Here is a 25,421-nt window from a genome sequence, read left to right as displayed (position 1 = left end):
CGCTCAGCTCTGTTTCGCCGCCATCATCGCCTGGATCAGTGGCTTGATCTGGGCTTCCACCGGCGCCGGGTTGAAATGCTCGGCGACCGAAGCGATCCGCCCGTCGCGAATACGCAGCAGGAAGACATAGCGATTGGCGAAGGGCTCGCCATTCACCAGCGTGCCCGCCGACCGCACTTCGGCCGCGACCCGGTCCTCTTGCGCCGTCAATGAATCGACGGTGAAGCTCAGCCCGCCCTGGAACAGCGACCCCAGCATCGCCACGCCGCGCTGATAGGCAGCGCGCGGCGCATCGACGCCCGACGTCGTCGTCCAGGCGGTCATGTCCTCGGTCAGCAATTCGTCCGGCAGTGCCGCCGCCGACAGGGCGGCGAAGAAGCGGCGGGCCAGGTCATGATGGGCCTGCGTCATCGGATCAGGCCTTCACGGGGATCGAGAAGCGGTCGGTATAGGCCTTGAAATGGGCGTGGATCTGCGCCCGATCGAGGCCATAATCGGCCAGGTCATAGCTGTGCTTGCCATGCTTGCCCTGTGGATTGGCCGCCAGCATCGCGGTCATGCCGGCTTCCGCTTCCGCCGTGAACGGCTCGTCGAACCGGGCATAGAGCTTGCGCATCTCGCCGATCGGGTCGCGCAGCTGGTCGTCATACTGGATGTCGTGGATCGCATCCTGGCCATGTTTTTCGCGATAGGCCAGCATCCGCTCGATCATCAGGTCGAAGGTGCGCAGCTGCGAGCGGCCGACCTCGACCGGGTCGACATCGGCGCTGAACATCTTGCGCACCTGATAGACGAGGGAGCAGGCCGAGCCGACGACATCGGCCGGATCGCGATGGGTCATGACCAGCTGGGCATCGGGATAGACGGTGGTGAGGTCGTCCAGGAACAGCGGATGCCAGGGATTCTTCAGCGTCCAGCGGCCGCCATTTTCCGCCTGCAGCAATTGCAGCAGCCGCTTGTGATAGCGGAAGGCGGGCAGGTAGCTCGTGGCGAACAGCCATTTCTGATAGCTCGGGATGTGCAGGACCGAGTCATAATATTGGGCGCAGAAGGACGGTGCCATGGCGAACTGGCACTCGGTCGGGCTGTCGGCATCCTCATGATGGATGGCCGAGATATGCGGCGCATATTTGAGCGACATGTCGAGCCGCGCCTGTTCCGCGACATAGCGCGGATCGCTGCTGAGCGTGCCGGCGGCGGCGGGTGGCGCCGAATTGAACGCCTCCCAGCGCAGGAAGGACCGGCGGGCCGGATCGGCGTTCAAGAGGTTGATGGTCAGTGTCGTGCCGGTGCGTGGCAGGCCGAAGACGAACATCGGCTTCTCGATCGGGGCGTCGAGCAGGTCTGGATGGCGGGCGAGCCAGTCCTCGACCTGCAAGCGGTTGGCGAGCGTCGCGGTCAGCTGCTGCGCCCAGCGGCCCTGCGCGGCTTCGGTGAGGTTGGCCTCGCGATTGATTGCATCGACCAGCACGTCCAGCCCTTCCAATATGGCGTCGTCGCCCAGGTCGGAAAGGCCGGTCTGTTCGCGCGCGGCGGCGACCAGGGCGTCGGCGTCGAGGCCGATGGTGGCGGTGGTCATGATCCTCTTCCCTTCTGTTCTTCAGGCGGCCTGCGCCGCGATCTCGGCCAAGGCCTCCAGCACCATGTCGGCATGCTCATGCCTGCAGATGAGAAGGTCAGGCATGTATGTGTCTTCTTGGTTGTAGATGAGCGGCGATCCATCGATGCGGGAGGCATGGAGGCCGTGGGCGAGAGCGACGGCGGCGGGTGCGCAGCTGTCCCATTCATATTGGCCGCCGGCGTGGAGATAGATGTCGGCCTGGCCCAGGATGACCGCCATGGCCTTGGCGCCGGCCGATCCCATGGGCACCAGTTCGGCGCCGAGCGCCTCTGCCACCGCGACCGCCTGGGGTGCGGGTCGGGTGCGGGAGACGACCATGCGGAGCTTCTCGGGCGCGGGCGGCACGACACGCGGCTGGTCGGTGCGCAGGACGATGCCGTCGTCATGGCCGGGCAGCGCGACCGCGCCGATGGTCGGCACGCCGTCGATGGCGAGGCCGACATGGACGGCCCAGTCGGCACGCGCCTCGCCATATTCGCGGGTGCCGTCGACCGGATCGACGATCCACACCCGGCTATGCTGGAGCCGCGCCCCGTCACAGGCCATCTCCTCGGAGAGCAACCCATCCTCGGCCCGCTGTTCCTTGAGCGCATGGACGAGGAACTGGTTGGCGGTCTGGTCGCCGGCCTTGCCGAGCGCCTGGGCGCTGAACAGGCCCGAGGCGCGGACCTCCAGCAACAGGCGGCCGGCGGTCTCGGCGAGATGGGCGGCGAGGTCCGCGTCTGTCATGACGTTGCTCATTTGAGCGGCATGATCTTGCGGATGATATGCTCGGCGGCTTCCTCCGGCGTCATCTCGACAGTGTTGACCCGGATTTCGGGGCTGGTGGGCGCCTCATAGGGGCTGTCGATGCCGGTGAAGTTCTTGAGGGCACCCGAACGGGCCTTCTTGTAGAGACCCTTGACGTCGCGCGCCTCGGCAACCTCAAGCGGCGTGTCGACGAAGATCTCGATGAACTCGCCGTCCGGCAGCATCTCGCGCACCATCTCGCGCTCGGCGCGGAAGGGGGAGATGAAGGCGGTCAGCACGATCAGGCCCGCGTCGGCCATCAGCTTGGCAACCTCGCCGACCCGGCGGATATTCTCGATCCGGTCCGCCTCGGTAAAGCCCAGATCCTTGTTGAGGCCATGGCGGATATTGTCGCCGTCCAAGAGGAAGGTGTGGCGGTTCATCAGCGCGAGCCGCTTTTCCACCTCATTGGCGATGGTCGACTTGCCCGAGCCGGAGAGGCCGGTGAACCAGAGGATGCGGGGCAGCTGGTTCTTGAGCGCGGCATGGGCCTCGCGGCCGATGTCGGTCGCCTGCCAATGGACATTCTGGGCCCGGCGCAGCGAGAAGTGGAGCATGCCCGCCGCCACGGTGCGGTTGCTCATCTTGTCGATCAGAATGAAGCCGCCCAAGGTCCGGTTGTCGGCATAGGGCTCGAACGTGATCGGCTTGTCGGTCGCCAGTTCGGCAACGCCAATGGCATTCAAGTCCAGCGTCTTGGCCGCCAGATGCTCCATCGTGTTGACGTTGACGACATATTTGGGCGCCTGGACGGTGGCCGAGACGCTCTGCGTGCCGATCTTGAGCCAATAGGGCCGGCCCGGCAGCATCGCCTCGTCATCCATCCACACGATGGTCGCCTCGAACTGGCTGGAGACCTCCGGCGGATTGTCGGCGACCGCGATGACGTCGCCGCGCGAACAGTCGATCTCGTCGGCAAAGCAGAGCGTGACCGACTGGCCGGCGATCGCTTCGTCGAGGTCGCCATCAAGGGTAACGATGCGATTGATCGTCGATGTCTTGCCCGAGGGCAGCACGCGCACGGCGTCACCCGGCTTGACCGATCCGCTGGCGATCAGCCCGGCAAAGCCGCGAAAGTCGAGGTTCGGGCGATTGACCCACTGGACCGGCATGCGGAAGGGCTTGGCCGCCGCAGTGGTGGCATCGACCTCGACGCTTTCGAGATGCGCCATCAGGGTCGGCCCCTGATACCAGGGGGTGTTGTCGGACCGGGCGGTGATATTGTCGCCCTTGAAGCCGGAGATGGGGATCGGCGTGAAGGCGCTGATGCCGATCGATTGCGCGAACGCGGCATAGTCGGCGACGATCTTGTCGAACACGGCCTGGTCATAGCCGACCAAATCCATCTTGTTGACGGCCAGCACGATGTTGCGGATGCCGATCAGGTGGGCGAGATAGCTGTGGCGCCGCGTCTGGGTGAGGATGCCCTTGCGCGCGTCGATCAGGATGACGGCCAGGTCGGCGGTGGAGGCACCGGTGACCATGTTGCGGGTATATTGTTCATGGCCGGGCGTATCGGCGACGATGAACTTGCGCTTCTCGGTAGCGAAGAAGCGATAGGCGACGTCGATGGTGATGCCCTGTTCGCGCTCGGCGGCGAGACCATCGACCAGCAGGGCGAAGTCGATCTCGCCGCCCTGGGTGCCGACGCGCTTGCTATCGGCCTGCAGCGCCTCAAGCTGATCCTCGAAGATCATCTTCGAATCATAGAGCAGCCGTCCGATCAGGGTGGACTTGCCGTCATCCACCGAACCACAGGTGATGAAGCGCAGCATGGTCTTGTGCTGATGGACGTCGAGATAGGCGTCGATGTCCTGCGCGATCAGCGCATCGGTCTGGTATACGGGGTCCTGTGTGATCACGTCGGACATCAGAAATACCCTTCCTGCTTCTTCTTCTCCATGCCGGCGCCGCCGGCATCCTTGTCGATGGCGCGTCCCTGGCGCTCGGATGTGGTGGTGAGCAGCATCTCCTGGATCACCTCCGACAGGGTCGAGGCCTCGCTCTCGACCGCGCCGGTGAGCGGATAGCAGCCGAGCGTGCGGAAGCGGATCGAGCGTTCGACCGGCACTTCGCCCGGTTCAAGCGGGAAGCGCTCATCATCGACCATCAGCAGCATGCCGTCGCGCTCGACGGTGGGGCGGGGGGCGGCGAAATAGAGCGGCACGATCTCGATGCCTTCCAGCTGGATATATTGCCAGATGTCGAGCTCGGTCCAGTTGGAGATGGGGAAGACGCGGATGCTCTCGCCCTTGGCCTTGCGGGCATTATAGAGGTTCCAGAGTTCCGGCCGCTGGTTCTTGGGATCCCAGCCGTGCGACGCGGTGCGGAAGGAGAAGATGCGCTCCTTGGCGCGGCTCTTCTCCTCGTCGCGGCGCGCGCCGCCGAATGCCGCGTCGAAGCCGAACTTGTCGAGCGCCTGCTTCAGCCCTTCCGTCTTCCACATGTCGGTGTGGAGGGCGCCATGGTCGAACGGGTTGATACCGCGCGCCTGGGCCTCGGGATTATGATGGACCAGCAGTTCCATCCCCGCGTCGCGCGCCGCCTTGTCGCGCAGGTCGTACATCGCGCGGAACTTCCAGGTGGTGTCGACATGGAGCAGCGGGAAGGGCGGCGGCGAGGGATAGAAGGCCTTCTTGGCCAGATGCAGCATCACCGCGCTGTCCTTGCCCACCGAGTACAGCATCACAGGCCGCTCCGCCTCCGACACCACCTCCCGCAATATATGTATGCTCTCCGCCTCAAGGCGCTCCAAATGGGTAAGACTGCGTGCCATGATCGTGCTTCCTGAAATGGGGGTCAGGCGGCCGGGAGCCGCTTTTCGGCGTCGGCGATTTCCGCCTTCAGCCACATGGTTTCGGACAGGTTGGTGCCGCCGCTGCGGGCGAGCAATTGTTCGAGCGCGGCTTTCTTGACGGTCAGCGCGGCCTCATGGTCGGGCGCGACGCCCAGCGCGATGTCAAGCAGGTGCAGCGCTTCGAGCGGACGCCCCGCCGCGGTATGGACATGGGCGCGGGCGGCGAGCGCCCCGGCGCCGCCGGCCAGTTCGACCAGGTCGGGATAGACGGTCGGGCGCGGCACGCCGTAGAGGGCGGTGGTGCCATCCTCATAATGGAACCAGCCGGCATTTTCCTCCCAGATGGCGCGGACGACCCAGCTGGTCTTGCCATGAAATTCGCCGATCCGGATATCCTCGGGCAGGACGATCTCGCGCATCAGATCCTGGACATGGCGGCCGGCATTCATGCCGGCGATCGTCTCGCGCTCGATATAGGAAACGGCGGCGTGCATCCGGTCGAGATCGGCACGGATCGTTGCCGCGCCGCGGATCGGATCGCCATGGCCGGTGATCACCAGTTCGGGCTCCAGCGACCGGACATGCTCCAGCGACTGGAGATAGGCGCGCACCAGCCGGGGGCGGTCGCCGCGCATCGTCACCAGATTGGGCATGGAGCGCCACACCGGGCCGAACAGATTGCCGGTGAAGATGATCTTTTCCTCGGGCATCCAGACGAACACCGAGCAGAGCGTCTCGCCGCCCGGTGTCTTCACCACCTCGAACTTGCGGCCGCCCTGTTCGAAGGCATGGACGGTCTCCACCGTCCGGTCGGGGATGATGCGCGGCGGCTTGGGCGGCGGACCGTCGCGCCGGGTCATCGATGCCCAGAGCTTGCCCGATCGGATGCCGAGGAAAGGGCCGAGCCGGTCGAAATAGTCTTCGGTGTCAACGAAATTGACACCCGTGATCACCTCCGTGCCCGGCTCCTGCTGGTCGGGCAGGGCGCCATAATGGTCGGGATGCGCCTGGGTGACGATGATGCGCTTCAGCGCGCCGGTGCGGTGGGGCGCGAACAGCCCCTTGTTGCGCGCGCCATTGCCCAGAAAGCCGGTATTGACCAGCAGGTCGCCATCCGCCGTCGTCACCAGATAGGCGTTGGAAATATCCTTCACCATGAAGATGGTCTCGGTGATCGCTTCCGCCTCGGTCTGGCCTTGCCCGGCCATGACAAGCGCGCCGAGCGGAGTTTGGGGCGGCGTTTGCGGTTTCTCGGCTGATGGCGTGCTCATGCGTCGGCTCCCTCGAACTCGATCATGACCTTGGCGGATTGCGGGCGGGCGGCGATCTCCAGCCCCTCGATCACCTGCGCGAAGGGCAGCTTGTGGCTGATCAGCGCCGCGATCTTGTCCTTGAGGCGCGGCATGGCGGCGATCACGTCGGGCATTTCGGTCGGATAGCCGACCGCCGTGGTGATCGTCATTTCCGTCGTCAGCATCGGGCCTGCGGGCAGTTCGATCGGCTTCATATAGGCGGCGGTGATGACATGGCGGGCATGGGTCTTGGCCATGGCGATCACGTCGGACAGGATGGAGGGCGCGCCGGCCGCGTCGATATAGGCGTCGGTCTGCGCCTTTTCGCGGCCGAACACGGTGGTGGTGCCATGGATCGCCTTGATCCGGGCGATCACATCTTCCTTCGCCGGATTGATCGTGTGGGCGCCGAGCGCGCGGGCGCGCTCCAGCCGTTCCTCGGCCAGGTCGAGCGCGATCACATCCTGGCAACCCCGGTCGATCGCCCAGAGCACCATGCCAAGGCCAATCGGGCCGCAGCCGAAGATGACCACCTTGTCGCCCGCCCTGGCCTGCGCCCGGTTGACGCCATGCATCGCCACCGACAACGGCTCGCACATGGCGGCGACATCATAGGGGATGCCGTCGGGGATCGGCAGCAGGCTGTCGCCCAGCCGCGCGTCGCGGACCAGCAGTTCCTCGGTAAAGGCGCCCTCCGGCCCGCCGCTGCCGATGAAGCTGGGGGTCATCATCGGGTTGATGATGACGCTCTGGCCGACGCTGACGCCTGCCACTTCCTCACCGACCAGCATGATCTCGCCCGCGCCCTCATGGCCGAGCGCGGTCAGCTTGCCGGGGCCGGGAATGCCGCCATTCTTGATATAGCTGAGGTCGCTGCCACAAATGCCGCAGGCCTTCATCTTCACGACGACGTCCTTCGGACCCGGTTCGGGCCGCTGATAGGCGTCGAGCCGGACATCGTTCACATCATGGATGTTGAGCAGGTGCATCGGGGCGCTCCGTCGATCGGCTCAGAAGGCGTAGGGCGGATAGACGAGGCTGCCGCCGTCGATGACGATCGTGTCGCCGCTATGGTAACGCGAGGCGTCGGACGCGAGATAGGCGCCGATGCCCTCGAAATCCTCGATCGCGCCGGGGCGATGGATCGGCGTCTTGGCGGAGAAATGGGCGTCGACGGCGGCCATGCGGGCCTTCATCTCCTCGCTCATTTCGCCATCGCCGCCGATGCCGGTCTTGATATAGCCGGGCGCAATGCTGTTGGCGCGGATCTCATATTTGCCCAGTTCCGCCGCCATGCCGCGCACGGCGGCGCCCATGCCGCCCTTGGACGCCGCATAATTGTTGATCCCGGCAATGCCGTGGAACATCGACAGGCTGCCGCAATAGACCAGGCTGCCGCCCGGCTCGCCGGCTTCGGCGCGGGCGACCATCGCCTTGGCCCCTTCGCGCAGGGTGAAGAAGGCGCCGTGCAGGTTGACCGCCAGCAGATCATGCCATTCCGCCGAATCCAGCGTCAGCACCGAGCGCGAGCGCGAGGCGCGGCCCGAATTGGCGAAGACGCAGTCGATCCGGCCGAAATCGGCGAGCAATGTGGCATAGCCGTCGATGATCGCTTCTTCCGACGCGACATCGACCTGATAGGTTTCGACCCGGCTGGCGCCCGCTGCGCGCAGGGCGGCGGCGGCGGCTTCGTTCTTGTCCGCGTTGCGTGCCCAGATGGCGATGTCGCCGCCCATCTTGGCGACGCCCATGGCGAAGCCCAGGCCAATGCCGCCATTGCCGCCGGTGACCAGCGTGACCTTGCCCGTGCAGTCGAAAAGACCCTTAGCCATTCATCTCTCTCCATAGGGTGCCGCATCGTTGGCGGCTTGCCTGATGGCCCAAGAATGGGGGCGACTCCGGCGCCGACGCAATTGACCAGACTATCGAGAATGGGCCATAGTGCAGCGATAGGGCCAAACATGGCCAGAGAGCGGGGGAGCGATGTCGGAATCCTATGCCAGGTCGGTTTTCGAGGCCGAGATTGCGGTGCCGCAGGCGCAGGCGCGGATCATGCGGCTCGACCTGGCGGGGCCGACCGACCGCATTTTCCGGCGCGAGCGCCATTATTGGCTCGACATGTGCCTGACCCCCCGGCCCGAGCGGGTGCGCGGCTGCTATGCCGACCATTGGGGGCCGCATCGCTATGAGCGGCTGGGCGAGATTTTCCTGGTGCCGCCGGGGCAGGCCTTGCGGTTGCGGACCGAAGGGCAGGGCAGTCAGTCTTCGGTCGTGTGCGAGATCAAGGCGGAGGCGATCGACCGCTGGCTCGATGGGCCGATCGAATGGACCGACGGTCGGCTCGCCGCCTGTCTCGACATCGCCCATCCGCATATGCGCGCCTGCCTGTTCCGCCTGGCGGAGGAGGTGAACCGGCCGGGGCCGGGCAGCATCGTGCTGACCGAGTTGATCGCCGGGCAACTGGCGATCGAGGTGGCGCGCTATTGCCAGGCGATCGCCAGTTGCCCGGCGACCGGGGGGCTTGCCACCTGGCGGCTGCGGCGGATCGACGAGCGGCTGCAACTGGGCGGCGCGGCGCCCTCGCTGGAGGAACTGGCGACCCTGTGCAACCTGTCGGTGCGGCAACTGACGCGCGGCTTTCGCGCCAGCCGGGGCTGTTCGATCGGCGACTATATCGTCCAGTGCCGGATCGATGTCGCCAAACGCTATCTGGGGTCGAGCGAGAGCATCAAGGAGATCGCCTTCGCGCTCGGATTCGCCTCGCCTTCCAGCTTCGCCTTCGCCTTTCGCCGCGCCACCGGGGCGACGCCGCGTCAGTTTCGCCAGCATCTGACATCGCGCCCGCGATAGGGGTTGGCGCCGCGCTTCTGATATGGCCCGATATCGATAGTGCGGCCGGGCCGCGTCATCGGGCAGCATTGGCGCGCCTCGCCCGGCTGCCCATGATGGCGGCAAAAGACATCAGGAGAGACATGCCATGGGCGCTGCTTTGGTTGCCGACGCGCTGATCGACCGCGCGATCAAGGTCACCGGCCTCGATCGCTTCGATTCCGACAGTTATCGCGAAGGGCTGGACATATTGCTGGCCGACGCGAACCAGGCCGGCCTGTCGGACAGCGGCCATGCGCGGATGGAGGCCAATGTCGTCGACCTCCTGTCCAATCGCCTCAGGACCACCGATTATCTGGCGCAGCGGCCCGAACTGCTGGAACGGCCGGTCGAACGACCGGTCTTCGTCTTCGGCATTCCCCGCACCGGCACCACCCTGCTCAGCAATTTGCTGGCCTGTGATCCGGCCCGGCGCTCGCCACTGACCTGGGAGATTGACGAACCGGTGCCGCCGGCGACCAGCGCGACGCTCAAGAGCGATCCGCGTGCCATCGCCCGGCTGGAACAGGAAAAGGCGATGCTCGCCGCCCGGCCGGAAATGGGCAAATATTATCGCAATTCGGCCGTCTATCCCAATGAATGCATCTTCTTCATGGCGCATGATTTCAAGGCGCTGGCGCTGGAATCGCGGGGGAAGCTGCCCAATTATCGCGACTGGCTGTTCTCGACCGACATGACGTCGGCCTATGACTATCACAAACGCTTCCTGCAGTTGCTGCAGGCCGATGCGCCGGGCGTGTGGAACCTCAAAATGCCGAGCCACAGCCTGTGGATCGAGACGATCCGCAAAATCTATCCCGATGCCCGCTTCATCTGGACCCATCGCGATCCCTATACCGCCATGGGCAGCTTCTGCTCGATCATCAGCCTGGGGCAGATGGCCTTTACCGGCCGGGTCGATCCTGAATGGCTGGCGGAAAATTGCACCTATCAGGCGCGGCTCCATGCCGACCGCATCATGGATGCGCGCGAGCGGCTGGGCGAGGACAGCATGGTCGACGTCCATTATGCCGACCTCACCAGCGATCCGATCGGGACGATGCGCCGGCTCTACGCGGCGCTGGGCGATGAGTTCACGCCAGAGGCAGAAGCAGCGATGCAGGCCTGGCTGGACGACAATCCGCAGGGCAAATTCGGCCGCCACGACTATAAGCTCGCCCAATATGGACTGTCGGTGGAGCAATTGGCGCCGCATTTCGAGCGCTATCTTTCGCGCTATGACGTCGCACGGGAGGGCTGAGCCATGCTGACCGGCCATCATTTCCAGAACGCCTATGTCACCCGCAATGTCGACAAGGCGGTCGAACAGTTCCGCACGCAGGCCGATGTCCGCACCCTCTCCGAAATCGAGGTGCCGGTGCAGTTGTGGACGCCGCAGGGCGAGGGGCAGGGGGTGCAGAAGCTCGCCTTCGTCTGGGTCGACGATATGCAGTTCGAGCTGATCCAGCCAATATCGGGGGATGTGCTGGCGCTCTATCGCGATGCGCTGCCCGCCGATGACCGGCTTGTCTTCCACCATATCTGCAACCGGGTCGATGACTGGGCGGCCTTCATGGCGCGGGTCGAGGACCAGCCCTATCCGGTGGTGCTCAAGGGCGGGACGCCGGGCATGCTGGAATTCGTCTATCTCGATACGCGCGAATGGCTCGGCCATTATGTCGAATATGTGTGGATGGGCCCGGATCGCTGGCGCGGCATGGGCGGCCTCTAGAGCGCGCAGCGCGCTCCAGGTCTTTGTTGTCGCATCGCTGTTGCGCAAAACCGGTTCCCACTTTTGCGCGCGATGCTTTGAAAGGGAGAGCGAATATGATCAGCATGGCCCGTTTCGGCACTCGCGACCTCGACGGCGCGAAGCGTTTCTATGACGGCATTGCCGGACTGCTGGGCGCGGTGCGCGCCTATGACCGGCCCGACCTGATCGCCTACAAGACCGCCGAGGGCGGCATGCTGCTGATCGGCATTCCGTTCGAGGGGGATGCAACGCCGGGCAATGGCAATCAGGTCGGCATCCAGGCGGACAGTCGGGCACAGGTCGATGCGGTCCATGCCCGCGCGCTCGAACTGGGCGGCAAGTGCGAGGGCAAGCCCGGCATTCGCGGTGATGATCCCAACGGCTTCTACGGTGCCTATTTCCGTGATCTGGACGGCAACAAGATGACGATCTTCCGCTTCGGCCCGCCCGACGCCTGATTCACAGCAGGCTGCCGCCGTCGACCGGATAGACCTGGCCGGTGATGAAGCCGGCCTGGTCCGACGCCAGATAGACGGCGAGTGAGGCGACTTCCTCGGCAAAGGCGACGGGCCGGCCCAGCACCGTCTGGCGCGACCGCTTCTCCATGTCCTTTGGGCTGGTGCTGGCAAAGGCCCGGCCGAAGAAGTTGCGATCGGGGTGGAATCGGCTGCCGCTGGAGAAGGCGGCGGGATCGCGCGACACGGTGCCATAGGGGGCGACGCAATTGACGCGGATGCCGTGCGGCCCGACTTCCTTCGCCAGCACTTTGGTAAAGCCGTGGACTGCCGCCTTGGCCGCCGAATAGACCGGCAGCATATAGTCGCCGACGATGCCCGCAGTGGAGCCGATATTGACGATCGCGCCCGCCTTGCGCGCGATCATGCCCGGCAACACCGCATGAGTCATGCGCAGCAGCGTGCCGAGGTTGAGGTCGATGTCGCCAGCCCAGCTTGCCGGATCGGAATCGACGAAAAATCCCGCGCCGATATTGCCGCCGACATTGTTGACCAGGATCGCGACCTCGCCCAGCGCGGAGGCCGCCGCCATTATCTGCCCCGGCGCGGCCGGATCGCTGAGGTCGGCCGCCACGAAATGGGCGTCCTGCGCGCCGGCGGCGATGGCCTGCTCCACCAGCCGGGCGCCGGCCGCCTGGTCGCGCCCCACCGCGACCAGCTTCACCGCTTCGGCTGCCAGTCCCAGGCTGATGGCGCGGCCGATATTGGCGGTCGCGCCGGTTACGATCGCGACCCTGCCCGTCATTTGCATGTCCATTGCGCTCTCCCCTCTCATGCGCCATCGGCTGGCGATCATGCAGGGGGAAAGGGCAGGCGCAAATCGCCTGGGGGATCAGTGACGATCTGGTGGAATCGCGATGGCGATATGTCGCCATCTGCAAGGCGGCCGGGCTTCTCGGGCCGCCAATATCAGGCATAACGAGAATCAACCAAAGCAAAAAAGATCACTGCATCAATGGTGACTCAATAGTCAACATGATGTTTATTTGGGGAGGCTTCACTTATGAATCGCATGTCGGCCTATTATTTGATCGGCGCGAGTGTCGCGGCACTCACCATCGCGACGCCGGCTCTTGCCCAGGCGCCCGAGGAGCAGGCTGCAACCAGCAACACTGGTTTCGACGCCCAGATCATCATCGTCGAGGCGCGTCGTCGCGGCGAAGACATTCAGGACGTGCCCGCGGTGGTCAACGCGGTCACCGAACAGGCGATCGGCAACCTCAACATCCGCACCTTCAACGAAGTCCAGGCGCTGGCGCCGGGCCTTGAACTGACCAACAATGCCAATGGCATCGGCGGCAATGCGCGCCTGCGCGGCGTGAATTTCGACGCCAATGCCAGCGGCAACAGCGGCACCATCCAATTCTACTTCAACGACGCGCCGCTCTCGCCGGGCGCCGTGCTGCAGCAGATGTACGACATCGGCCAGATCGAAGTGCAGCGCGGGCCGCAGGGCACGCTGCGCGGCCGCGCTTCGCCGTCGGGTTCGATCACCATCACCACCCGCAAGCCCGACCTCAACCAGTTTGGCGGTTTCATCGACTGGACCGGCAACGATATCGGCACGCTCAACTTCAAGGGCGGCCTCAACCTGCCGATCATCGAAGGGATCGCCGGCATCCGCGTGTCGGGCGTCTGGAACGAGGATGATGCCGATCGCGTGCGGCCGATCAGCGGCGGACCGAGCCCCTGGTCGCGCACCAAGAGCACGCGTATCGTCGGTACGATCGAGCCGACCGACTGGCTGAAGCTTGAGGGCACCTATCAATATATGGACCGCGATGCGCGGACCTATGACCAGGCGATTTCCTTCAGCGAGGCCAATCCCGATGCCACGCCCAGCCCGGTGCTGATCACGGCCAAGGATCGCCTGTCGATCCAGGAACAGCCGCGTATCATCAACCAGCGCTTCGACATCTTCAACTGGCGGTCGGAACTGGCCTTTGCCGGCCAGCGCCTGATCTATCAGGGCATGTATACCAAGCAGAAATTCCATTCGACCGACAATGTCGACGATGGCAATTTCTTCATCGGCCGCGACGTCAACCAGGTCACCGACACGGTGGCCAAGGAAACCTCGCATGAAATCCGGTTGCAGAATGAAGAGCGTGTCTTCGACATGTTCGACTATGTCATCGGCTTCTTCGACGACCGGCTCAACCCGCCGACCCACCTGACCTCGCCGACGATCGTGCGCCTGCCTGCGGCCTTTGGCGGCGGCATCGCCTCGGTCGTGCAGACCGAGATCGACCGCACCGGCAAGTCGCACGAACAGTCCTTCTTCGGCAACCTGACCGCCCATTTCGGCGAGGCAACCGAATTGTCGGGCGGCCTGCGCCAGATCAAGTACAAGTCGAACAACTATCTGGCGGTCAACGGCAACACCATCGCCGCGGACTCGCAGGATACCGACAAGCTGATCTACAGCGCGTCGATCAAGCATAATTTCACGCCGGACTTCCTGGTCTATGCCGCGACCGGCAGCTCCTTCCGTCCGGGCATCAACGTGGTCGGCGACTTCAACATCGCGCCGTCGGCGCTGGAGCGCTCCTTCCTCGACCTGCCGCCCGAAACTTCCAAATCCTATGAGCTGGGCTTCAAGAGCACGCTGATGGGCGGGCGGATGCGCTTCAACGTCACCGCCTATCACCAGAAGTACAAGAACTTCCCCTATCGCGTGCCCAACAACGGCGTTTATTATGTGAACACCGTCGCCGTCCGCAATGCGGCCGGGCAGGTGACCGGCACCGCGCAGCAGGTCGGCTCGTTCAACTTCGTGGGCGCGGTCCCGGTCGAGGTGAACGGCGTGGAAAGCGAACTGGGCTTCGACATCACCCGCAGCTGGAACGTCAACCTGACCGGCAGCTATTCGCTCGGCAAGATCAAGAACGGCACCATCCCGTGCAACGACCTGAACGGTGACGGCATCCCGGATCCGGTCGGCAATGCGCCGAGCCTGGCGGAGCTGCAGGCGGCCGTGGGTGCCGATAATCTGTCGGCTTGCGCCGTGAACCAGCGTGCAGCCTTCCTGCCGCCGATCACCGCCACGCTGCAGAGCGAGTTCCACACGACCATTTCGGGCAAGACCGATGGCTTCATCCGTGGCCTCGTCAATTATAACGGCAAGTCGAAGGGCGATCCGGGCAATAATTATGACGATGTCAGCGCCTATGCGCTGGTCAATCTCTATGCCGGTATCCGCGACCCCGATGGCGGCTGGGAAATCTCGCTGTTCGCCAAGAATCTGTTCGACACGACCAAGGTGCTGACGCGGACCACCCCGCTCTTCACCGGCTATCAGCAGATCACCGGCTTCACCGCGACCGGCGCGACTACGGCGGCGGCGACCTATACCAGCACCTATACCGGTGCCACGGTCACCCCGCCGCGCGAATTTGGCGTCAATCTGCGCTTCGCCTTCGGTTCGCGCTGATCCATCCGCGCCAAGGGCCAGACGATCGGCCGGGCAGCCCCAGGGGGTTGTCCGGCCGATCGGCGTTTGGGGCCATGGCCTTCGCGGGAGCGATGAGGGCGCGGCCGCCGGGCCGCAGCGATTGACTCTGGCCCCGGAGCGGGCAGGGATGGAGCCGATCAACAGGGCTGATCATTATAGGCTCTGAACGATCAACCTAGGTGAGGCAGCATGACGGACATTCGGAAAAGGCGCGCCCGCGATCCCGTGGCGACCCGCGAGGCCATATTGGAAGCCGCCCGTGCGCTGCTGGCCAAGGATGGGCCGGATGGCGTCAGCCTGTCGGAAGTGGCCCATCTCGCCGGCGTCAATCGCGGCACTGCCTATCAGCATTTCGAAACCCGCGAGAAGCTGATCGAGGCGACCGCGGACTGGGTGTCGGAACGCATGTTCCGTTCGGTCTTCGGCGATCCCGAGACGATCGGCGAGCGCCGGGTCGAGGAAGTCGACATTGCCGACACCACCGACCGGCTGGCTTTGTTCGCGATGGACAATCCCGAGCTGTGCCGCATCTGGCTGCTGCAATTGCTGGCCTCGCCCGATCCGATGGCCGACCCCTTCTGGCGCGAATATGAAGGTTCGCTCCAGCGCTTCGCCAACAGCGATCTCGCCGAAGACGGCGTCGACGCCGAAGTCCTGTCGGTGCTGATGCTGGCCGGCGCCTTTCTCTGGCCGATCTGGGCGCGCAGCCATGCGCGCGAAGAGGGGGAACGGCGGGCCCTTGGCCGTCGCCTCGCCCAGGAATGCCTGCGCCTGTGCATGTTCGGATCGATGCGCAGCGACAAATTCCCCGACATTGCCGAGCGGCTCGGCCGTCCGCTCGCGCCGCTTCCCAGGGTTGCCCAGGGATAGGCTGCCCGATTTCCCTTTCTCTCTTCAAGAAGGACCGACCGCATGTTTTCCGCCATCCTGATCGAAAAGACCGACGACAAGCAGAGCGTGTCGCTCGCCCAGGTCGATGAGGCGCAGCTGCCCGAGGGCGATGTGACCATCGACGTCGATTATTCGACCCTGAACTACAAGGATGGCCTGGCGATCACCGGTGCCTCGCCGGTGGTGCGCAAATTCCCGATGGTGCCTGGCATCGATCTGGTCGGCACCGTCCGCAGTTCCGACCATGGCGACTGGAAGGCCGGTGACAAGGTGGTGCTGAACGGCTGGGGCGTGGGTGAGGGCCATTGGGGCGGCCTCTCCCAGGTTGCCCGGCTGAAGGGCGACTGGCTGGTGCCGCTGCCCACCGCCTTCACGCCCAGCCAGGCGATGGCGATCGGCACGGCCGGCTACACCGCCGCGCTCTGCGTCGAGGCGCTGGTGAAGGCCGGCGTGACCCCCGACCAGGGCGAAATCCTCGTCACCGGCGCCACCGGCGGCGTCGGCAGCGTTGCGGTTGCCCTGCTCAAGAAGGCGGGCTTCACCGTGATCGGCTCGACCGGCAAGTCGGCCGAAGGCGACTATCTCAAGACGCTGGGCGCCGACGGCGTGATCGACCGCGCCGAACTGTCGGAAAAGGGCAAGCCGCTGCAGAAGGAGCGCTGGGCCGGCGTGGTCGACTCGGTCGGCAGCTTCACCCTCGCTAATGCCTGTGCCCAGACCCGCTATGGCGGCGCGGTCGCGGCCTGTGGCCTTGCCCAGGGCGCCGATTTCCCGGCAACCGTCATGCCCTTCATCCTGCGCGGTGTGCGCCTGCTCGGCGTCGACAGCGTGATGGCGCCCAAGCCCGTGCGCCTCGCCGCCTGGGCGCGGCTGGCCCGCGATCTCGACCCGGCGCTGCTGGAGGTGATCGCGCAGGAAATCTCGCTCGGCGATGCGATCGGCGTCGCCGCCGACCTGCTCGCCGGCAAGGTGCGCGGCCGCGTCATCGTCGACGTCAACCGCTAAGCCGATGGCTGCGCTCTCGATCGTCGCCGGCCCGCCTCTGTCGGAAGAGGAGGGCCTTGGCACGCTGACGCTCGGCGGCTGGCTGCGTGAGGTCACGCAGGCCCATGCCGGGCGGGAGGCGCTGGTCTTCCACGGGCCCGATGGCGTGGTCCGCTGGAGCCATGACGATCTGTGGGCGCAGGCCAATGCGGTCGCCCGGTCGCTGGTCGCCTGTGGCGTCGGCAAGGGCACGCGCGTCGGCGTGCTGATGACCAACCGGCCGGAATTTCTCTCGGCGGTGTTCGGCGTCGCGCTCGCCGGCGGCGTCGCCGCGACGCTCAGCACCTTCTCGACCCCGGCCGAACTCGACCATCTGGTCCAGTCATCGGCCTGCTCCGTGCTGCTGCTGGAGCGTAATGTCCTCAAGAAGGATTTCGGCGCGATCCTCGCCGATCTGGAACCGGCGATCGGCGTCGCGGGCGACGGCCGGCTGGTCTCCACCCGCTTCCCCTTCCTGCGCCATCTCGCTGCGGTCGATGGGGCGATGGGCCGGATCGAGGGCTGGAGCGACTTCCTCGCGCGCGGTGACGCGGTCGATCAGGCGCTGGTCGATGCCGCTGCCGCCACCGTCATGCCGGCCGATCCGGGCGTGCTCTTCTTCTCCTCCGGCTCCACCGCCAAGCCCAAGGGCATCATCAGCGCCCATCGCGGCCCGACCCTGCAGCTCTGGCGCTGGAAACGCTTCCTGCAAGCGAAGCCCGATGCCCGCGCCTGGTCGGCCAATGGCTTTTTCTGGTCGGGCAATTTCTGCATGGCGATCGGCGGCGCACTGACCGGCGGCGGCAGCCTGATCCTGCAACAGACCTTCCAGCCGGCGGAAGCGCTGAGCCTGATGGAAGCGGAAAAGGCGACCATGGCCTTCGCCTGGCCGCATCAATGGGCGCAGCTGGAAGCCGCACCCAATTGGGGCGATGTCGACCTGTCCTCGCTATATTATGTCAATCCGGCCAATCCGCTCGGCCGCCATCCGACCGTCAGCACCGACTGGCAGGAGCCGATGGCCGCCTATGGCAATACCGAAACCTTTACGATCAGCTCGATCTTTCCGTCCGGCACGCCCGAAGAGCGGATCGCCGGCAGCCATGGCGCGCCGCTGCCCGGCAATATCTTCAAGATCGTCGATCCGCTCACCGGCGCGGTCGTGCCGCTCGGCGAACGGGGCGAGATCGCGGTCAAGGGACCGACCTTGATGCTGGGCTATGTCGGCATCCCGCTCGATGATTCGGTCGATGACGAGGGCTTTTTCCGCACCGGCGATGGCGGCTGGTTCGACACGGAAGGACGGCTGCACTGGGAAGGGCGGCTCAACGACATCATCAAGACCGGCGGCGCCAATGTCTCGCCGATCGAGATCGACAGCGTCATCAAGACCTGTCCGGGCGTCAAGGTGACCCAAACCGTCGGCGTCCCGCATGAAACGCTGGGCGAGCTGGTGGTCACCTGCATCGTCCCGCACGAAGGCGCCATATTGGACGAGGACGGCATTCGCGGCTTCGCCAGGGAGCAACTGGCCAGCTTCAAGGTGCCCCGTCGCGTCCTCTTCTTTGGCGAGAGCGATCTGGAACTGACTGGCAGCGCCAAGATCAAGACCGCCGATCTCAAGGCATTGGTGGTGAAGCGGTTGGAGGTCGAGGCGGCGTGACCGAACCGGCCGGGCACTTGCGGGCGCCGCAATGCCTTGGTCGCCGGTCGCTGCTGCTGGGCGGTGGCGCGGCTTTGTTGCTGCCGGGCCAGGCGGCGGCGAGACACGGCGCATCGACGCTGGGCCTGGCCGACACGACCGTGCGCAAGGAACTGGCGCGCGACTATGCCGGCACGCTGCGCGCCGTGGCGGCGATGGGCTATGGCCGGTTCGGCTTCCGCCTCGCTTCCTATGTCGCCAACGACCCGTCCGAACCCACGCCGCAGGACAAGGCCCGCATGGTGCGCGATGCCGGCATGGCGGTGGGCGTGGTCCGGCTCGGCGTGCGTGGCGCGGACTATGACCGGCAGCTTGATCAGGCGGCGGCGATCGGCGCGAACATCGTCGCGCTGACCACTGCGCCGATCTTCATCGCCAGCCGTACCCTCGGCCAGACGACGCGCGCCGCGCTCGACGCCTATATCCCGCAGCTCGCGGCGTTGGGGGAAAAGGCGAAGGCGGCCGGCCTGACGCTCGCCTATCATAATCATTGGTATGATCTGATGCCGATCGACGGCGACCGGCCGCTCGACCTGATGGCCAGCCGGATCGCGCCGGACCTGCTCTCGTTCGAAATCGACCTGGCCTGGGCCTGGTATGCCGGCGTGGCGCCGCTCGATCTGCTGGCGGCGCTGGGACCGCGGGTGGTGTCGATGCATCTGAAGGATATCGACCGGATCCATGGTACGGCGATCACCGACCATGCGGTCACGCCCGGCAGTGGCGAGATGGGCTATGCCGCGCTGATGCCGCGCATCGCCCGGCTGACCCGCGCGACCGGCTATGTCGAGGTGGACAATCCCCAGGATGGGCTGGCGGCGGCACGCGCCGCCATGGCCTATCTGCGCGGGCGATAGGGTTTCAAACAGAATAGGAGGCAGAGGATGGCGGGACGTTTCGCGGGCAAGACCGTGCTGGTGACGGGCGGCGCGGCGGGGCTGGGGCGCGCTTATGCGCTCGCCTTTGGCGGCGAGGGCGCGCATCTGATCCTGGCGGACATCAACGAAGCGGGGCTGGCCGAGAGCAAGGCGCTGGTCGAACAGCTTGGCGCGACTGCCACCGTCCATCGCGTCGACATGAGCGATGAAGCCGATATCCAGGCCTTCGCCGCCGACGTGCTGGCCGCCCATGACCGGCTGGACGTGCTGATCAACAATGCCGGCCTGCATCTGGGCGAGATTGCGCGCGGCTTCTTCGGCCTGGGCCAGGCCAAATGGCAGCATTATTTCGCGGTCAACACCATCGGCCCGCTGCTGCTGGCCGAAGCATTGCGGCCGGCATTGGCGAAGGCGAAGGGCGTCATCATCAACAAGTCGTCGATGGCCAGCTACAACCCGGCCACCGCCTATGGCATCACCAAGGCCGCGCTCAACATCTTCACCCATGCGATGGCGATGCAGTTCGGCCAGGACGAGATACGCTGCGTCGGCATCGCGCCGGGCCTGATGGCGACCGAGGCGGCGCAGGACGGCGTTGCCGCCGACAATTGGGAACGGCTGAAGGGCATGCAGTCGGTCAAGCGCCAGGGCACGGCCGAGGATATCGCCAATCTCGGCCTGTTCCTCGCCTCCGACGAGGGCAGCTTCATCAATAATCAGGTGATATTGTGCGACGGCGGCAACCAGATGCGCGGTTTCCGTTTCTGATGGCCGCGCCCGATTTCGCCGACTGGCTGGCCATCGCCAATGTGAAGGCGCGCTATTGCCGCCTGCTCGATACCAAGGATTGGGACGGCTTTGCCGCGCTGTTCACGCCCGACTTCCGGCTCGACGCGACCGGATCGGGCGGGCCGCTGCTGGAGGGACGCGATGGTGCGATCGCCAGCGTCCGCGGCTCGATCGACGCGGCGCGCACCGTCCATCATGTCCATTCGCCCGAAATCGCCATAGACGGCGATGAGGCGACCGCCATCTGGGCGATGCAGGACCATCTGGTCTGGCCCGATGGGCGTATGCTCACCGGCTACGGCCATTATCATGAAGATTATCGCCGGGAAGACGGCCAATGGCGCATCGCGCGATCCCGTCTCACCCGGCTGGCGATCGACATGAAGGCGCCGCCGGCCTGAACGGGAAGGCGGGCACCCTGTCGTCATGTGTGGGGGATGTTGCCTTGTCCGCGCCACATATCTCCTCGATAAGGGATCATGACAGATCAAAGACATGATGCGGCCACGACGCTGGACCGCATCCAGCAAAATTTCCTGGCACGCTCCGAACGCCAGCTTCTCACCTGGCTGTGCGCGCATATGCCGCGACAGGTCACGCCGGACCTTTTGACCCTGCTGGGGCTGATCGGCGCGCTGATGACCTTCATCGGTTATACCGCCAGCAATGTCGGTGCATCCTGGCTGCTGCTCGCGATCCTGGGCTATGTCATCCAGTGGTTCGGCGATTCCATGGATGGCAGCCTGGCGCGCTACCGCCGGATCGAACGGCCCTCCTATGGCTATTTCATCGATCATAGCTGCGATGGACTGGTGACCTTGCTGATCCTCGCCGGCATCGGCCTCAGCCCCTATGTCACCATGGATGTCGCCCTTGTGGCGCTCGCCGGCTATCTGCTGCTGTCGATCCACGCCTATCTCTCCGCCCGCGTGCTGGGGGAGTTCAAGCTCTCCTATCTGTCGGCCGGCCCGACCGAATTGCGGCTGATGCTGATCGCGCTGACGGTGATGATGATGGTGCTGGGCGACAAGCCCGGCCTGTTCGGGCGCTGGTCCGGCTTCGATATCTTCGTCGGCACGGTTGGGGTGATCCTGATCATCCTGTTCGTCGGCCAGACGCTGGTGACCGGGCGCCGCCTGGCCGCGCATGAGGCGGCAAACGGCCGGGGCTGATCGCCCCTATCCGCCGCTGGGCTCGAGTCCGAAGGACAGGCCCGACGGCGGCGTCTCGCCTGTCCAATGCGCGCGCTGCGCCGTGACCTGCGCCACCGCCCGGTCCCAATAGGCACGGTTGTTGGCGAGCATCCTGATGTCGAAGCTGTCGGCGCCGCGAAATTCCAGCACCTCGACGCCCTGGTCGCCGGGCACATAGGTGTAGGGGACGTGGGCGCCGACGAAGAAGCCGTCGCCCGCGCCCAGTTCTTCCGTGCCGATGCGCAATGATCCGGCGAGGATGAAATAGAGGCAGTCGACATCATGGCTGTGGCGCGGCAGCGGGAAGCCGCTGCGGAACCAGGCATGGGTGAGGCTGAGGCCCGGCATGGAAAAGAGCAGCTTCACCCGCGTGCCTTCCAGCATGCCCGCCTCGACCGCGGCGATCGATCCTGCCATCTCGATCGGCGTTGGCGGCACTGTCGCCATCAGCCCGCTTTCCTCGAAATCGGTCGCATCCTTCGCGCGGAACAGGGCGAAGCGGGGCGCGGCTACAGGGTCGGTCATCACGCGTCCTTCCGGCATGATTGCGGCGTCAGGATGGGGAGCGCTGCCGACAGGGTCAATTCGCGCCCGCCTCTCAATGCCCCGGCGATCATTGGCCGGCGGCTCTGGCATGTGCGGGGCATCCATGCTGGATTGCCGCCGCACACAGGGTCGGGACCAGCCGGCCGGGCAGCCGGGGACGAGGAATGAGCCTGTATACCACCATCCATCTGCACAATGTCGCGGCCGGCCGCGCGGAGGATTATGCCAGCTGGTTCGACGGCGCGCATCAGCAGGATCTGGCCCGGTTGCGCGGCTTTCGTTCGGCCGATCGCTATGAAGTCACGCCGCAGCAGATCATGCCCGACATTCCCCAGCCCTGGCGCTTCCTGTCGGTCTATGAGTTCGACTATGCCGCGCCGGAGATCGACCTGCCCGCGCTCGCGCCGCTGCTGGCCGATGTGCGCGACGCGGGGCTGATCGACGACAGCGACGAAAGCGAGCGCATTCACAGCTATGCGATGTATTCGGACTGGGTCGCCAGCCCCAATCACCAGCCCGACCAGCCCTTTTCCGGGGTCTCGATTATCCTCGCCAATTTCGTCGCCGGGCGGGAGGCGGAATATCATCACTGGTATGACACGGTCCATGGCCCGGAAGTGACCCGCGTGCCGGGCAAGGTGGCGATGAAGCGCGGCCGGCTGTCGCCTTTGCAGGTCGAACCGCGCCGCTATTGTCCCGGCAGCGACCTGGTCTTCTGCGCCCAGCAGACCGACGACCTGCTGTTCACGGTCAAGGATTTCAGCGCGCGCGCGCGCGGCGTCAGCCCCAGCGGCGTCGCCTTCCAGCCGCGGTCATCGGCCGGCTCCTTCGCCCGCACGGTCCATTATTTCGCCAGGGTCAGCGGCACCCGCTTCTGGCCCGGCGGCATCGCCTATGATGGCGACTTGTCCGTCTATCCGGCCGATTTCGCGCGGCCGGCGGGCTGAATTTCCCAACTATCGCGCGCGCGATGCGGCGCCATCTTGCCGCGCCGCGGACGACATGCGCAAGTAAATGCCAACAGCACAAGAACAGGTGGAGCGAGAGGTGAGCAAGGTCATCGTCATTACCGGTGCGGGCGACGGGCTGGGACGCGCATTGGCGCGGCGGTTCGCGCGCGATGGCGAAACCGTCATCCTGCTGGGCCGCACCCTGTCGAAGGTCGAGGCGGTCGCGCAGGAACTGGGCGAACCCCATTTCGCGTTGGCATGCGATGTCGGCAATCCCGATTCCGTCCGCGCCGCCTTTGCCACGATCGCGCAGCGTCATTCCAGGATCGACGTGCTGATCAACAATGCCGCGATCTACGAACCCTTCACCCTGGCCGAGGTGCGCGACGAGCAGATCGCAGCATCGCTTGCCACCAATGTCGCCGGCCCGATCCATTGCGCGCGGGAGGCGCTGCCGCTGCTGCGCGGGGGTGGCCATATCATCAATGTCACCAGCGAATCCGTGCCGCTGAAAATGCCGATGCTGTGGCTTTATGCCGGCGGCAAGGCGGGGCTGGAACTGATGTCCGACATGTGGGCGCGCGAACTGGAGCCCGAGGGCGTGCGCGTCACCGTGGTCCAGGCCGGCATGATGATGGATGAGACCAAGACCGGCAGCAGCTGGCCGATGGAGGTCGCGATCCGCTTCGCCCAGGAAAATGCCAAGGTCGGCCTCAATCTGCGCGAGCGCGGTATCAGCCATTATAATTCGGTCACCGACGTCTTCCGCGCCGTGCTCGACATGCCGGCGGACCTGCACATCGGATCGGTCGCCCTGAGCGCGCGCAAGCGCTGACCGGGCGACTTATCCACAACATCCACAGAAGTTATCCACAGGAAGGCGATCATGGCCACTCTTCCCGAAGCCAAGCTCTATATCGACGGCGTGCTGCGCGGTGCCGAAGGCGGCAAGACCTTTGAGGTGATCGGCCCCTGGACCGGCGAGCCGGTCGGCACCGCCGCCGATGCCTCGCCCGCCGATGTCGAGGCCGCGATCGTCGCTGCCCGCCGCGCCTTTGACGAAACCGACTGGTCGACCAATGTCGACCTGCGCGTCGCGCTGGTGACGAAGCTGCGCGACCTGTTCCAGGCGAACAAGGAACGGCTGTCGGATCTGGCCCGGCATGAGGCCGGCGCCGCCATGGGCGCGGTCGGCCGTGCCCATGTCGACATGGCACTCGACGGCTGGGACGATTATCTCGCCGTCTTTCCCCAGCTCAAATGGGAAAAGGATTATGGCGGCCGCACCGGCTATGGCTTCGAAAGCCTGCGCAAGGCGGTCTATGAGCCGGTCGGCGTGGTGGCGGCGATCACGCCGTGGAACGTGCCGCTCTATGTGAATGTCGGCAAGGTCGTGGCCGCGCTGCTGGCCGGCTGCACCGTGATCCTGAAGCCCGCGCCCAACACGCCGGGCATGGGCGCCATCTTCGGCGAACTGGCGGCGGAGGCGGGCTTCCCCGCCGGCGTCATCAACGTCGTGTTCGGCAGCGATCCGGCGCTGGCTGGCGAGATGCTGGTCACCGATCCGCGTGTCGACCTTGTCTCCTTCACCGGATCGACGGGCGTGGGCAAGCGCATCATGGAACAGGGCGCCGCCACGCTGAAGCGCGTCTTCCTGGAACTGGGCGGCAAGTCGGCGAAGATCGTGCTCGACGATTCCGCCAATTTCGCGATGGACGTCGCCCAGACCATGCTGGTCTTCCATGCCGGCCAGGGCTGTGCCGTCCATTCGCGCCTGCTGGTGCCGCGCAGCCGCTATGAGGAGGCGAAGGCGATCCTGAAGCATGCCTATGCCAGCTTCGGCGACAATTGGGGCGATTTCGACAATCCCCAGCACATCATGGGGCCGGTCATTTCCAAGCGGCAGATGGAGCGGGTGCTGTCCTATGTCGATATCGGCCAGGCCGAGGGCGCGACCCTGCTGGCGGGCGGCAAGGCGCGGCCGGACAAGGGCGGCGGCTATTTCATCGAGCCGACCTGTTTCGTCGACGTCACCAACGACATGCGCATCGCCCAGGAAGAGATTTTCGGACCGGTGCTGGTGGTCATCCCGTTCGAGGATGATGCCGATGCCGTGCGCATCGCCAATGAAAGCAGCTATGGCCTGTCGGGCGGCGTCAGTTCGGGCAATCTTGACCGGGCGATCAATGTCGCCAAGCAGATCCGCAGCGGATCGATCAGCGTCAATGGCGGCATGTGCATCGCCGGCGACTTGCCTTTCGGTGGCTACAAGGCCAGTGGTGTAGGCCGCGAATGGGGCCTCGAAGGGATCGAGGAGTTCCTGGAAACCAAGCTGATCGCCTGGCGCGCCGCCTGAGGCG

The 25,421-nt window shown here is 65.4% G+C and carries 25 protein-coding genes; 15 read left to right on the top strand and 10 right to left on the bottom strand.

Features of this window, described 5'->3' with window-relative positions; translation table 11 throughout:
- Positions 1–3 precede the first annotated feature (3 nt).
- The 8 genes from HH800_RS20395 to HH800_RS20360 are packed head-to-tail and all read right to left on the bottom strand — an operon-like array spanning position 4 to position 8,331.
- Complete coding sequence (locus HH800_RS20395; RefSeq protein ID WP_169862136.1) at positions 4–411, bottom strand: nuclear transport factor 2 family protein; 408 nt, start codon at positions 409–411, stop codon at positions 4–6.
- 4 nt (positions 412–415) lie between these two features.
- On the bottom strand, positions 416–1,579 hold the full coding sequence (locus HH800_RS20390) for a sulfotransferase family protein (RefSeq protein ID WP_169862135.1): 1,164 nt from the start codon (positions 1,577–1,579) through the stop codon (positions 416–418).
- A gap of 21 nt (positions 1,580–1,600) precedes the next feature.
- On the bottom strand, positions 1,601–2,350 hold the full coding sequence (locus tag HH800_RS20385; protein ID WP_328805808.1) for a 3'(2'),5'-bisphosphate nucleotidase CysQ: 750 nt from the start codon (positions 2,348–2,350) through the stop codon (positions 1,601–1,603).
- A gap of 8 nt (positions 2,351–2,358) precedes the next feature.
- Positions 2,359–4,281, bottom strand: a complete 1,923-nt coding sequence (gene cysN, locus HH800_RS20380) for a sulfate adenylyltransferase subunit CysN (RefSeq protein WP_169862102.1) — start codon at positions 4,279–4,281, stop codon at positions 2,359–2,361.
- A complete protein-coding gene (cysD, locus tag HH800_RS20375) occupies positions 4,281–5,186 on the bottom strand; it encodes a sulfate adenylyltransferase subunit CysD (protein WP_169862133.1) in 906 nt (301 codons plus the stop codon). The genes cysN and cysD overlap by 1 nt, the downstream gene beginning before the upstream one ends.
- A gap of 23 nt (positions 5,187–5,209) precedes the next feature.
- Entirely contained in the window at positions 5,210–6,478 is a 1,269-nt protein-coding gene (locus HH800_RS20370) for an MBL fold metallo-hydrolase (protein ID WP_169862132.1), read from the bottom strand.
- Entirely contained in the window at positions 6,475–7,488 is a 1,014-nt protein-coding gene (locus tag HH800_RS20365; RefSeq protein ID WP_169862131.1) for a zinc-dependent alcohol dehydrogenase, read from the bottom strand. Before HH800_RS20365 ends, HH800_RS20370 begins: the two co-directional genes overlap by 4 nt.
- A 21-nt stretch (positions 7,489–7,509) precedes the next feature.
- Positions 7,510–8,331 (bottom strand): SDR family oxidoreductase, encoded by an 822-nt coding sequence (locus tag HH800_RS20360; RefSeq protein ID WP_169862130.1) that lies wholly within the window; start codon positions 8,329–8,331, stop codon positions 7,510–7,512.
- A gap of 151 nt (positions 8,332–8,482) precedes the next feature.
- Between HH800_RS20360 and HH800_RS20355 the strand changes: the two genes are divergently transcribed.
- The 4 genes from HH800_RS20355 (at position 8,483) to HH800_RS20340 (ending at position 11,578) form a co-directional block, all read left to right on the top strand.
- Positions 8,483–9,349: a helix-turn-helix domain-containing protein gene (locus HH800_RS20355; protein ID WP_169862129.1), complete on the top strand. Its 867-nt coding sequence runs from the start codon at positions 8,483–8,485 to the stop codon at positions 9,347–9,349.
- Positions 9,350–9,476: 127 nt separating this feature from the next.
- Positions 9,477–10,628, top strand: a complete 1,152-nt coding sequence (locus tag HH800_RS20350) for a sulfotransferase family protein (RefSeq protein WP_169862128.1) — start codon at positions 9,477–9,479, stop codon at positions 10,626–10,628.
- Between the two features lie 3 nt (positions 10,629–10,631).
- Positions 10,632–11,099 (top strand): VOC family protein, encoded by a 468-nt coding sequence (locus HH800_RS20345; protein WP_169862127.1) that lies wholly within the window; start codon positions 10,632–10,634, stop codon positions 11,097–11,099.
- Between the two features lie 95 nt (positions 11,100–11,194).
- Entirely contained in the window at positions 11,195–11,578 is a 384-nt protein-coding gene (locus HH800_RS20340) for a VOC family protein (protein WP_037518825.1), read from the top strand.
- A 1-nt stretch (position 11,579) separates the two neighbouring features.
- Here HH800_RS20340 and HH800_RS20335 read toward each other — a convergent pair whose 3' ends face one another.
- The gene (locus HH800_RS20335) at positions 11,580–12,380 is read right to left on the bottom strand and encodes an SDR family NAD(P)-dependent oxidoreductase (protein WP_235681927.1); all 801 of its coding nucleotides are present in this window, start codon (positions 12,378–12,380) and stop codon (positions 11,580–11,582) included.
- Positions 12,381–12,638: 258 nt separating this feature from the next.
- Between HH800_RS20335 and HH800_RS20330 the strand changes: the two genes are divergently transcribed.
- The 8 genes from HH800_RS20330 to HH800_RS20295 all read left to right on the top strand — a co-directional run bounded on the left by HH800_RS20330 (position 12,639) and on the right by HH800_RS20295 (position 21,544).
- Positions 12,639–15,068, top strand: coding sequence for a TonB-dependent receptor (locus tag HH800_RS20330; protein WP_169862125.1), 2,430 nt, complete (start codon positions 12,639–12,641; stop codon positions 15,066–15,068).
- A 210-nt stretch (positions 15,069–15,278) separates the two neighbouring features.
- A complete protein-coding gene (locus HH800_RS20325) occupies positions 15,279–15,959 on the top strand; it encodes a TetR/AcrR family transcriptional regulator (protein ID WP_010336475.1) in 681 nt (226 codons plus the stop codon).
- A gap of 42 nt (positions 15,960–16,001) precedes the next feature.
- Positions 16,002–16,985, top strand: a complete 984-nt coding sequence (locus HH800_RS20320) for an MDR family oxidoreductase (protein ID WP_169862124.1) — start codon at positions 16,002–16,004, stop codon at positions 16,983–16,985.
- 4 nt (positions 16,986–16,989) lie between these two features.
- A complete protein-coding gene (locus HH800_RS20315; RefSeq protein WP_169862123.1) occupies positions 16,990–18,666 on the top strand; it encodes a class I adenylate-forming enzyme family protein in 1,677 nt (558 codons plus the stop codon).
- Positions 18,663–19,562, top strand: a complete 900-nt coding sequence (locus HH800_RS20310; protein ID WP_169862122.1) for a sugar phosphate isomerase/epimerase family protein — start codon at positions 18,663–18,665, stop codon at positions 19,560–19,562. Before HH800_RS20315 ends, HH800_RS20310 begins: the two co-directional genes overlap by 4 nt.
- A gap of 27 nt (positions 19,563–19,589) precedes the next feature.
- Positions 19,590–20,351 (top strand): SDR family NAD(P)-dependent oxidoreductase, encoded by a 762-nt coding sequence (locus HH800_RS20305; protein WP_169862121.1) that lies wholly within the window; start codon positions 19,590–19,592, stop codon positions 20,349–20,351.
- Complete coding sequence (locus tag HH800_RS20300) at positions 20,351–20,773, top strand: nuclear transport factor 2 family protein (RefSeq protein ID WP_169862120.1); 423 nt, start codon at positions 20,351–20,353, stop codon at positions 20,771–20,773. The genes HH800_RS20305 and HH800_RS20300 overlap by 1 nt, the downstream gene beginning before the upstream one ends.
- A 78-nt stretch (positions 20,774–20,851) precedes the next feature.
- Entirely contained in the window at positions 20,852–21,544 is a 693-nt protein-coding gene (locus HH800_RS20295; protein ID WP_017501849.1) for a CDP-alcohol phosphatidyltransferase family protein, read from the top strand.
- 6 nt (positions 21,545–21,550) lie between these two features.
- On the opposite strand, the gene HH800_RS20290 is transcribed toward HH800_RS20295, so the two are convergent.
- Entirely contained in the window at positions 21,551–22,090 is a 540-nt protein-coding gene (locus HH800_RS20290; protein WP_169862119.1) for a cupin domain-containing protein, read from the bottom strand.
- Positions 22,091–22,275: 185 nt separating this feature from the next.
- On the opposite strand from HH800_RS20290, the gene HH800_RS20285 reads away from it, so the two are divergent.
- The 3 genes from HH800_RS20285 to HH800_RS20275 all read left to right on the top strand — a co-directional run bounded on the left by HH800_RS20285 (position 22,276) and on the right by HH800_RS20275 (position 25,417).
- Positions 22,276–23,058, top strand: a complete 783-nt coding sequence (locus HH800_RS20285; protein ID WP_169862118.1) for a hypothetical protein — start codon at positions 22,276–22,278, stop codon at positions 23,056–23,058.
- A gap of 100 nt (positions 23,059–23,158) precedes the next feature.
- A complete protein-coding gene (locus HH800_RS20280) occupies positions 23,159–23,896 on the top strand; it encodes an SDR family oxidoreductase (protein ID WP_169862117.1) in 738 nt (245 codons plus the stop codon).
- A gap of 51 nt (positions 23,897–23,947) precedes the next feature.
- Positions 23,948–25,417 carry an aldehyde dehydrogenase family protein gene (locus tag HH800_RS20275; RefSeq protein ID WP_169862116.1) on the top strand — a complete coding sequence of 490 codons (1,470 nt, stop codon included), beginning with the start codon at positions 23,948–23,950 and terminating at the stop codon, positions 25,415–25,417.
- Positions 25,418–25,421 lie beyond the last annotated feature (4 nt).

The sequence above is a fragment of the Sphingobium yanoikuyae genome (assembly GCF_013001025.1).
GTDB classification, from domain to species: Bacteria; Pseudomonadota; Alphaproteobacteria; order Sphingomonadales; family Sphingomonadaceae; genus Sphingobium; species Sphingobium yanoikuyae_A.
This window is presented reverse-complemented; position numbering and strand designations above follow the sequence as displayed.

Excerpts from the sequence above, each read along its gene's own strand:
- HH800_RS20395 (WP_169862136.1), bottom strand. The coding sequence starts at position 411 with ATGACGCAGGCCCATCATGACCTGGCCCGCCGCTTCTTCGCCGCCCTG.
- HH800_RS20390 (WP_169862135.1), bottom strand. The coding sequence starts at position 1,579 with ATGACCACCGCCACCATCGGCCTCGACGCCGACGCCCTGGTCGCCGCC.
- HH800_RS20385 (WP_328805808.1), bottom strand. The coding sequence starts at position 2,350 with ATGACAGACGCGGACCTCGCCGCCCATCTCGCCGAGACCGCCGGCCGC.
- cysN (WP_169862102.1), bottom strand. The coding sequence starts at position 4,281 with ATGTCCGACGTGATCACACAGGACCCCGTATACCAGACCGATGCGCTG.
- cysD (WP_169862133.1), bottom strand. The coding sequence starts at position 5,186 with ATGGCACGCAGTCTTACCCATTTGGAGCGCCTTGAGGCGGAGAGCATA.
- HH800_RS20370 (WP_169862132.1), bottom strand. The coding sequence starts at position 6,478 with ATGAGCACGCCATCAGCCGAGAAACCGCAAACGCCGCCCCAAACTCCG.
- HH800_RS20365 (WP_169862131.1), bottom strand. The coding sequence starts at position 7,488 with ATGCACCTGCTCAACATCCATGATGTGAACGATGTCCGGCTCGACGCC.
- HH800_RS20360 (WP_169862130.1), bottom strand. The coding sequence starts at position 8,331 with ATGGCTAAGGGTCTTTTCGACTGCACGGGCAAGGTCACGCTGGTCACC.
- HH800_RS20355 (WP_169862129.1), top strand. The coding sequence starts at position 8,483 with ATGTCGGAATCCTATGCCAGGTCGGTTTTCGAGGCCGAGATTGCGGTG.
- HH800_RS20350 (WP_169862128.1), top strand. The coding sequence starts at position 9,477 with ATGGGCGCTGCTTTGGTTGCCGACGCGCTGATCGACCGCGCGATCAAG.
- HH800_RS20345 (WP_169862127.1), top strand. The coding sequence starts at position 10,632 with ATGCTGACCGGCCATCATTTCCAGAACGCCTATGTCACCCGCAATGTC.
- HH800_RS20340 (WP_037518825.1), top strand. The coding sequence starts at position 11,195 with ATGATCAGCATGGCCCGTTTCGGCACTCGCGACCTCGACGGCGCGAAG.
- HH800_RS20335 (WP_235681927.1), bottom strand. The coding sequence starts at position 12,380 with ATGACGGGCAGGGTCGCGATCGTAACCGGCGCGACCGCCAATATCGGC.
- HH800_RS20330 (WP_169862125.1), top strand. The coding sequence starts at position 12,639 with ATGAATCGCATGTCGGCCTATTATTTGATCGGCGCGAGTGTCGCGGCA.
- HH800_RS20325 (WP_010336475.1), top strand. The coding sequence starts at position 15,279 with ATGACGGACATTCGGAAAAGGCGCGCCCGCGATCCCGTGGCGACCCGC.
- HH800_RS20320 (WP_169862124.1), top strand. The coding sequence starts at position 16,002 with ATGTTTTCCGCCATCCTGATCGAAAAGACCGACGACAAGCAGAGCGTG.
- HH800_RS20315 (WP_169862123.1), top strand. The coding sequence starts at position 16,990 with ATGGCTGCGCTCTCGATCGTCGCCGGCCCGCCTCTGTCGGAAGAGGAG.
- HH800_RS20305 (WP_169862121.1), top strand. The coding sequence starts at position 19,590 with ATGGCGGGACGTTTCGCGGGCAAGACCGTGCTGGTGACGGGCGGCGCG.
- HH800_RS20300 (WP_169862120.1), top strand. The coding sequence starts at position 20,351 with ATGGCCGCGCCCGATTTCGCCGACTGGCTGGCCATCGCCAATGTGAAG.
- HH800_RS20295 (WP_017501849.1), top strand. The coding sequence starts at position 20,852 with ATGACAGATCAAAGACATGATGCGGCCACGACGCTGGACCGCATCCAG.
- HH800_RS20290 (WP_169862119.1), bottom strand. The coding sequence starts at position 22,090 with ATGACCGACCCTGTAGCCGCGCCCCGCTTCGCCCTGTTCCGCGCGAAG.
- HH800_RS20285 (WP_169862118.1), top strand. The coding sequence starts at position 22,276 with ATGAGCCTGTATACCACCATCCATCTGCACAATGTCGCGGCCGGCCGC.
- HH800_RS20275 (WP_169862116.1), top strand. The coding sequence starts at position 23,948 with ATGGCCACTCTTCCCGAAGCCAAGCTCTATATCGACGGCGTGCTGCGC.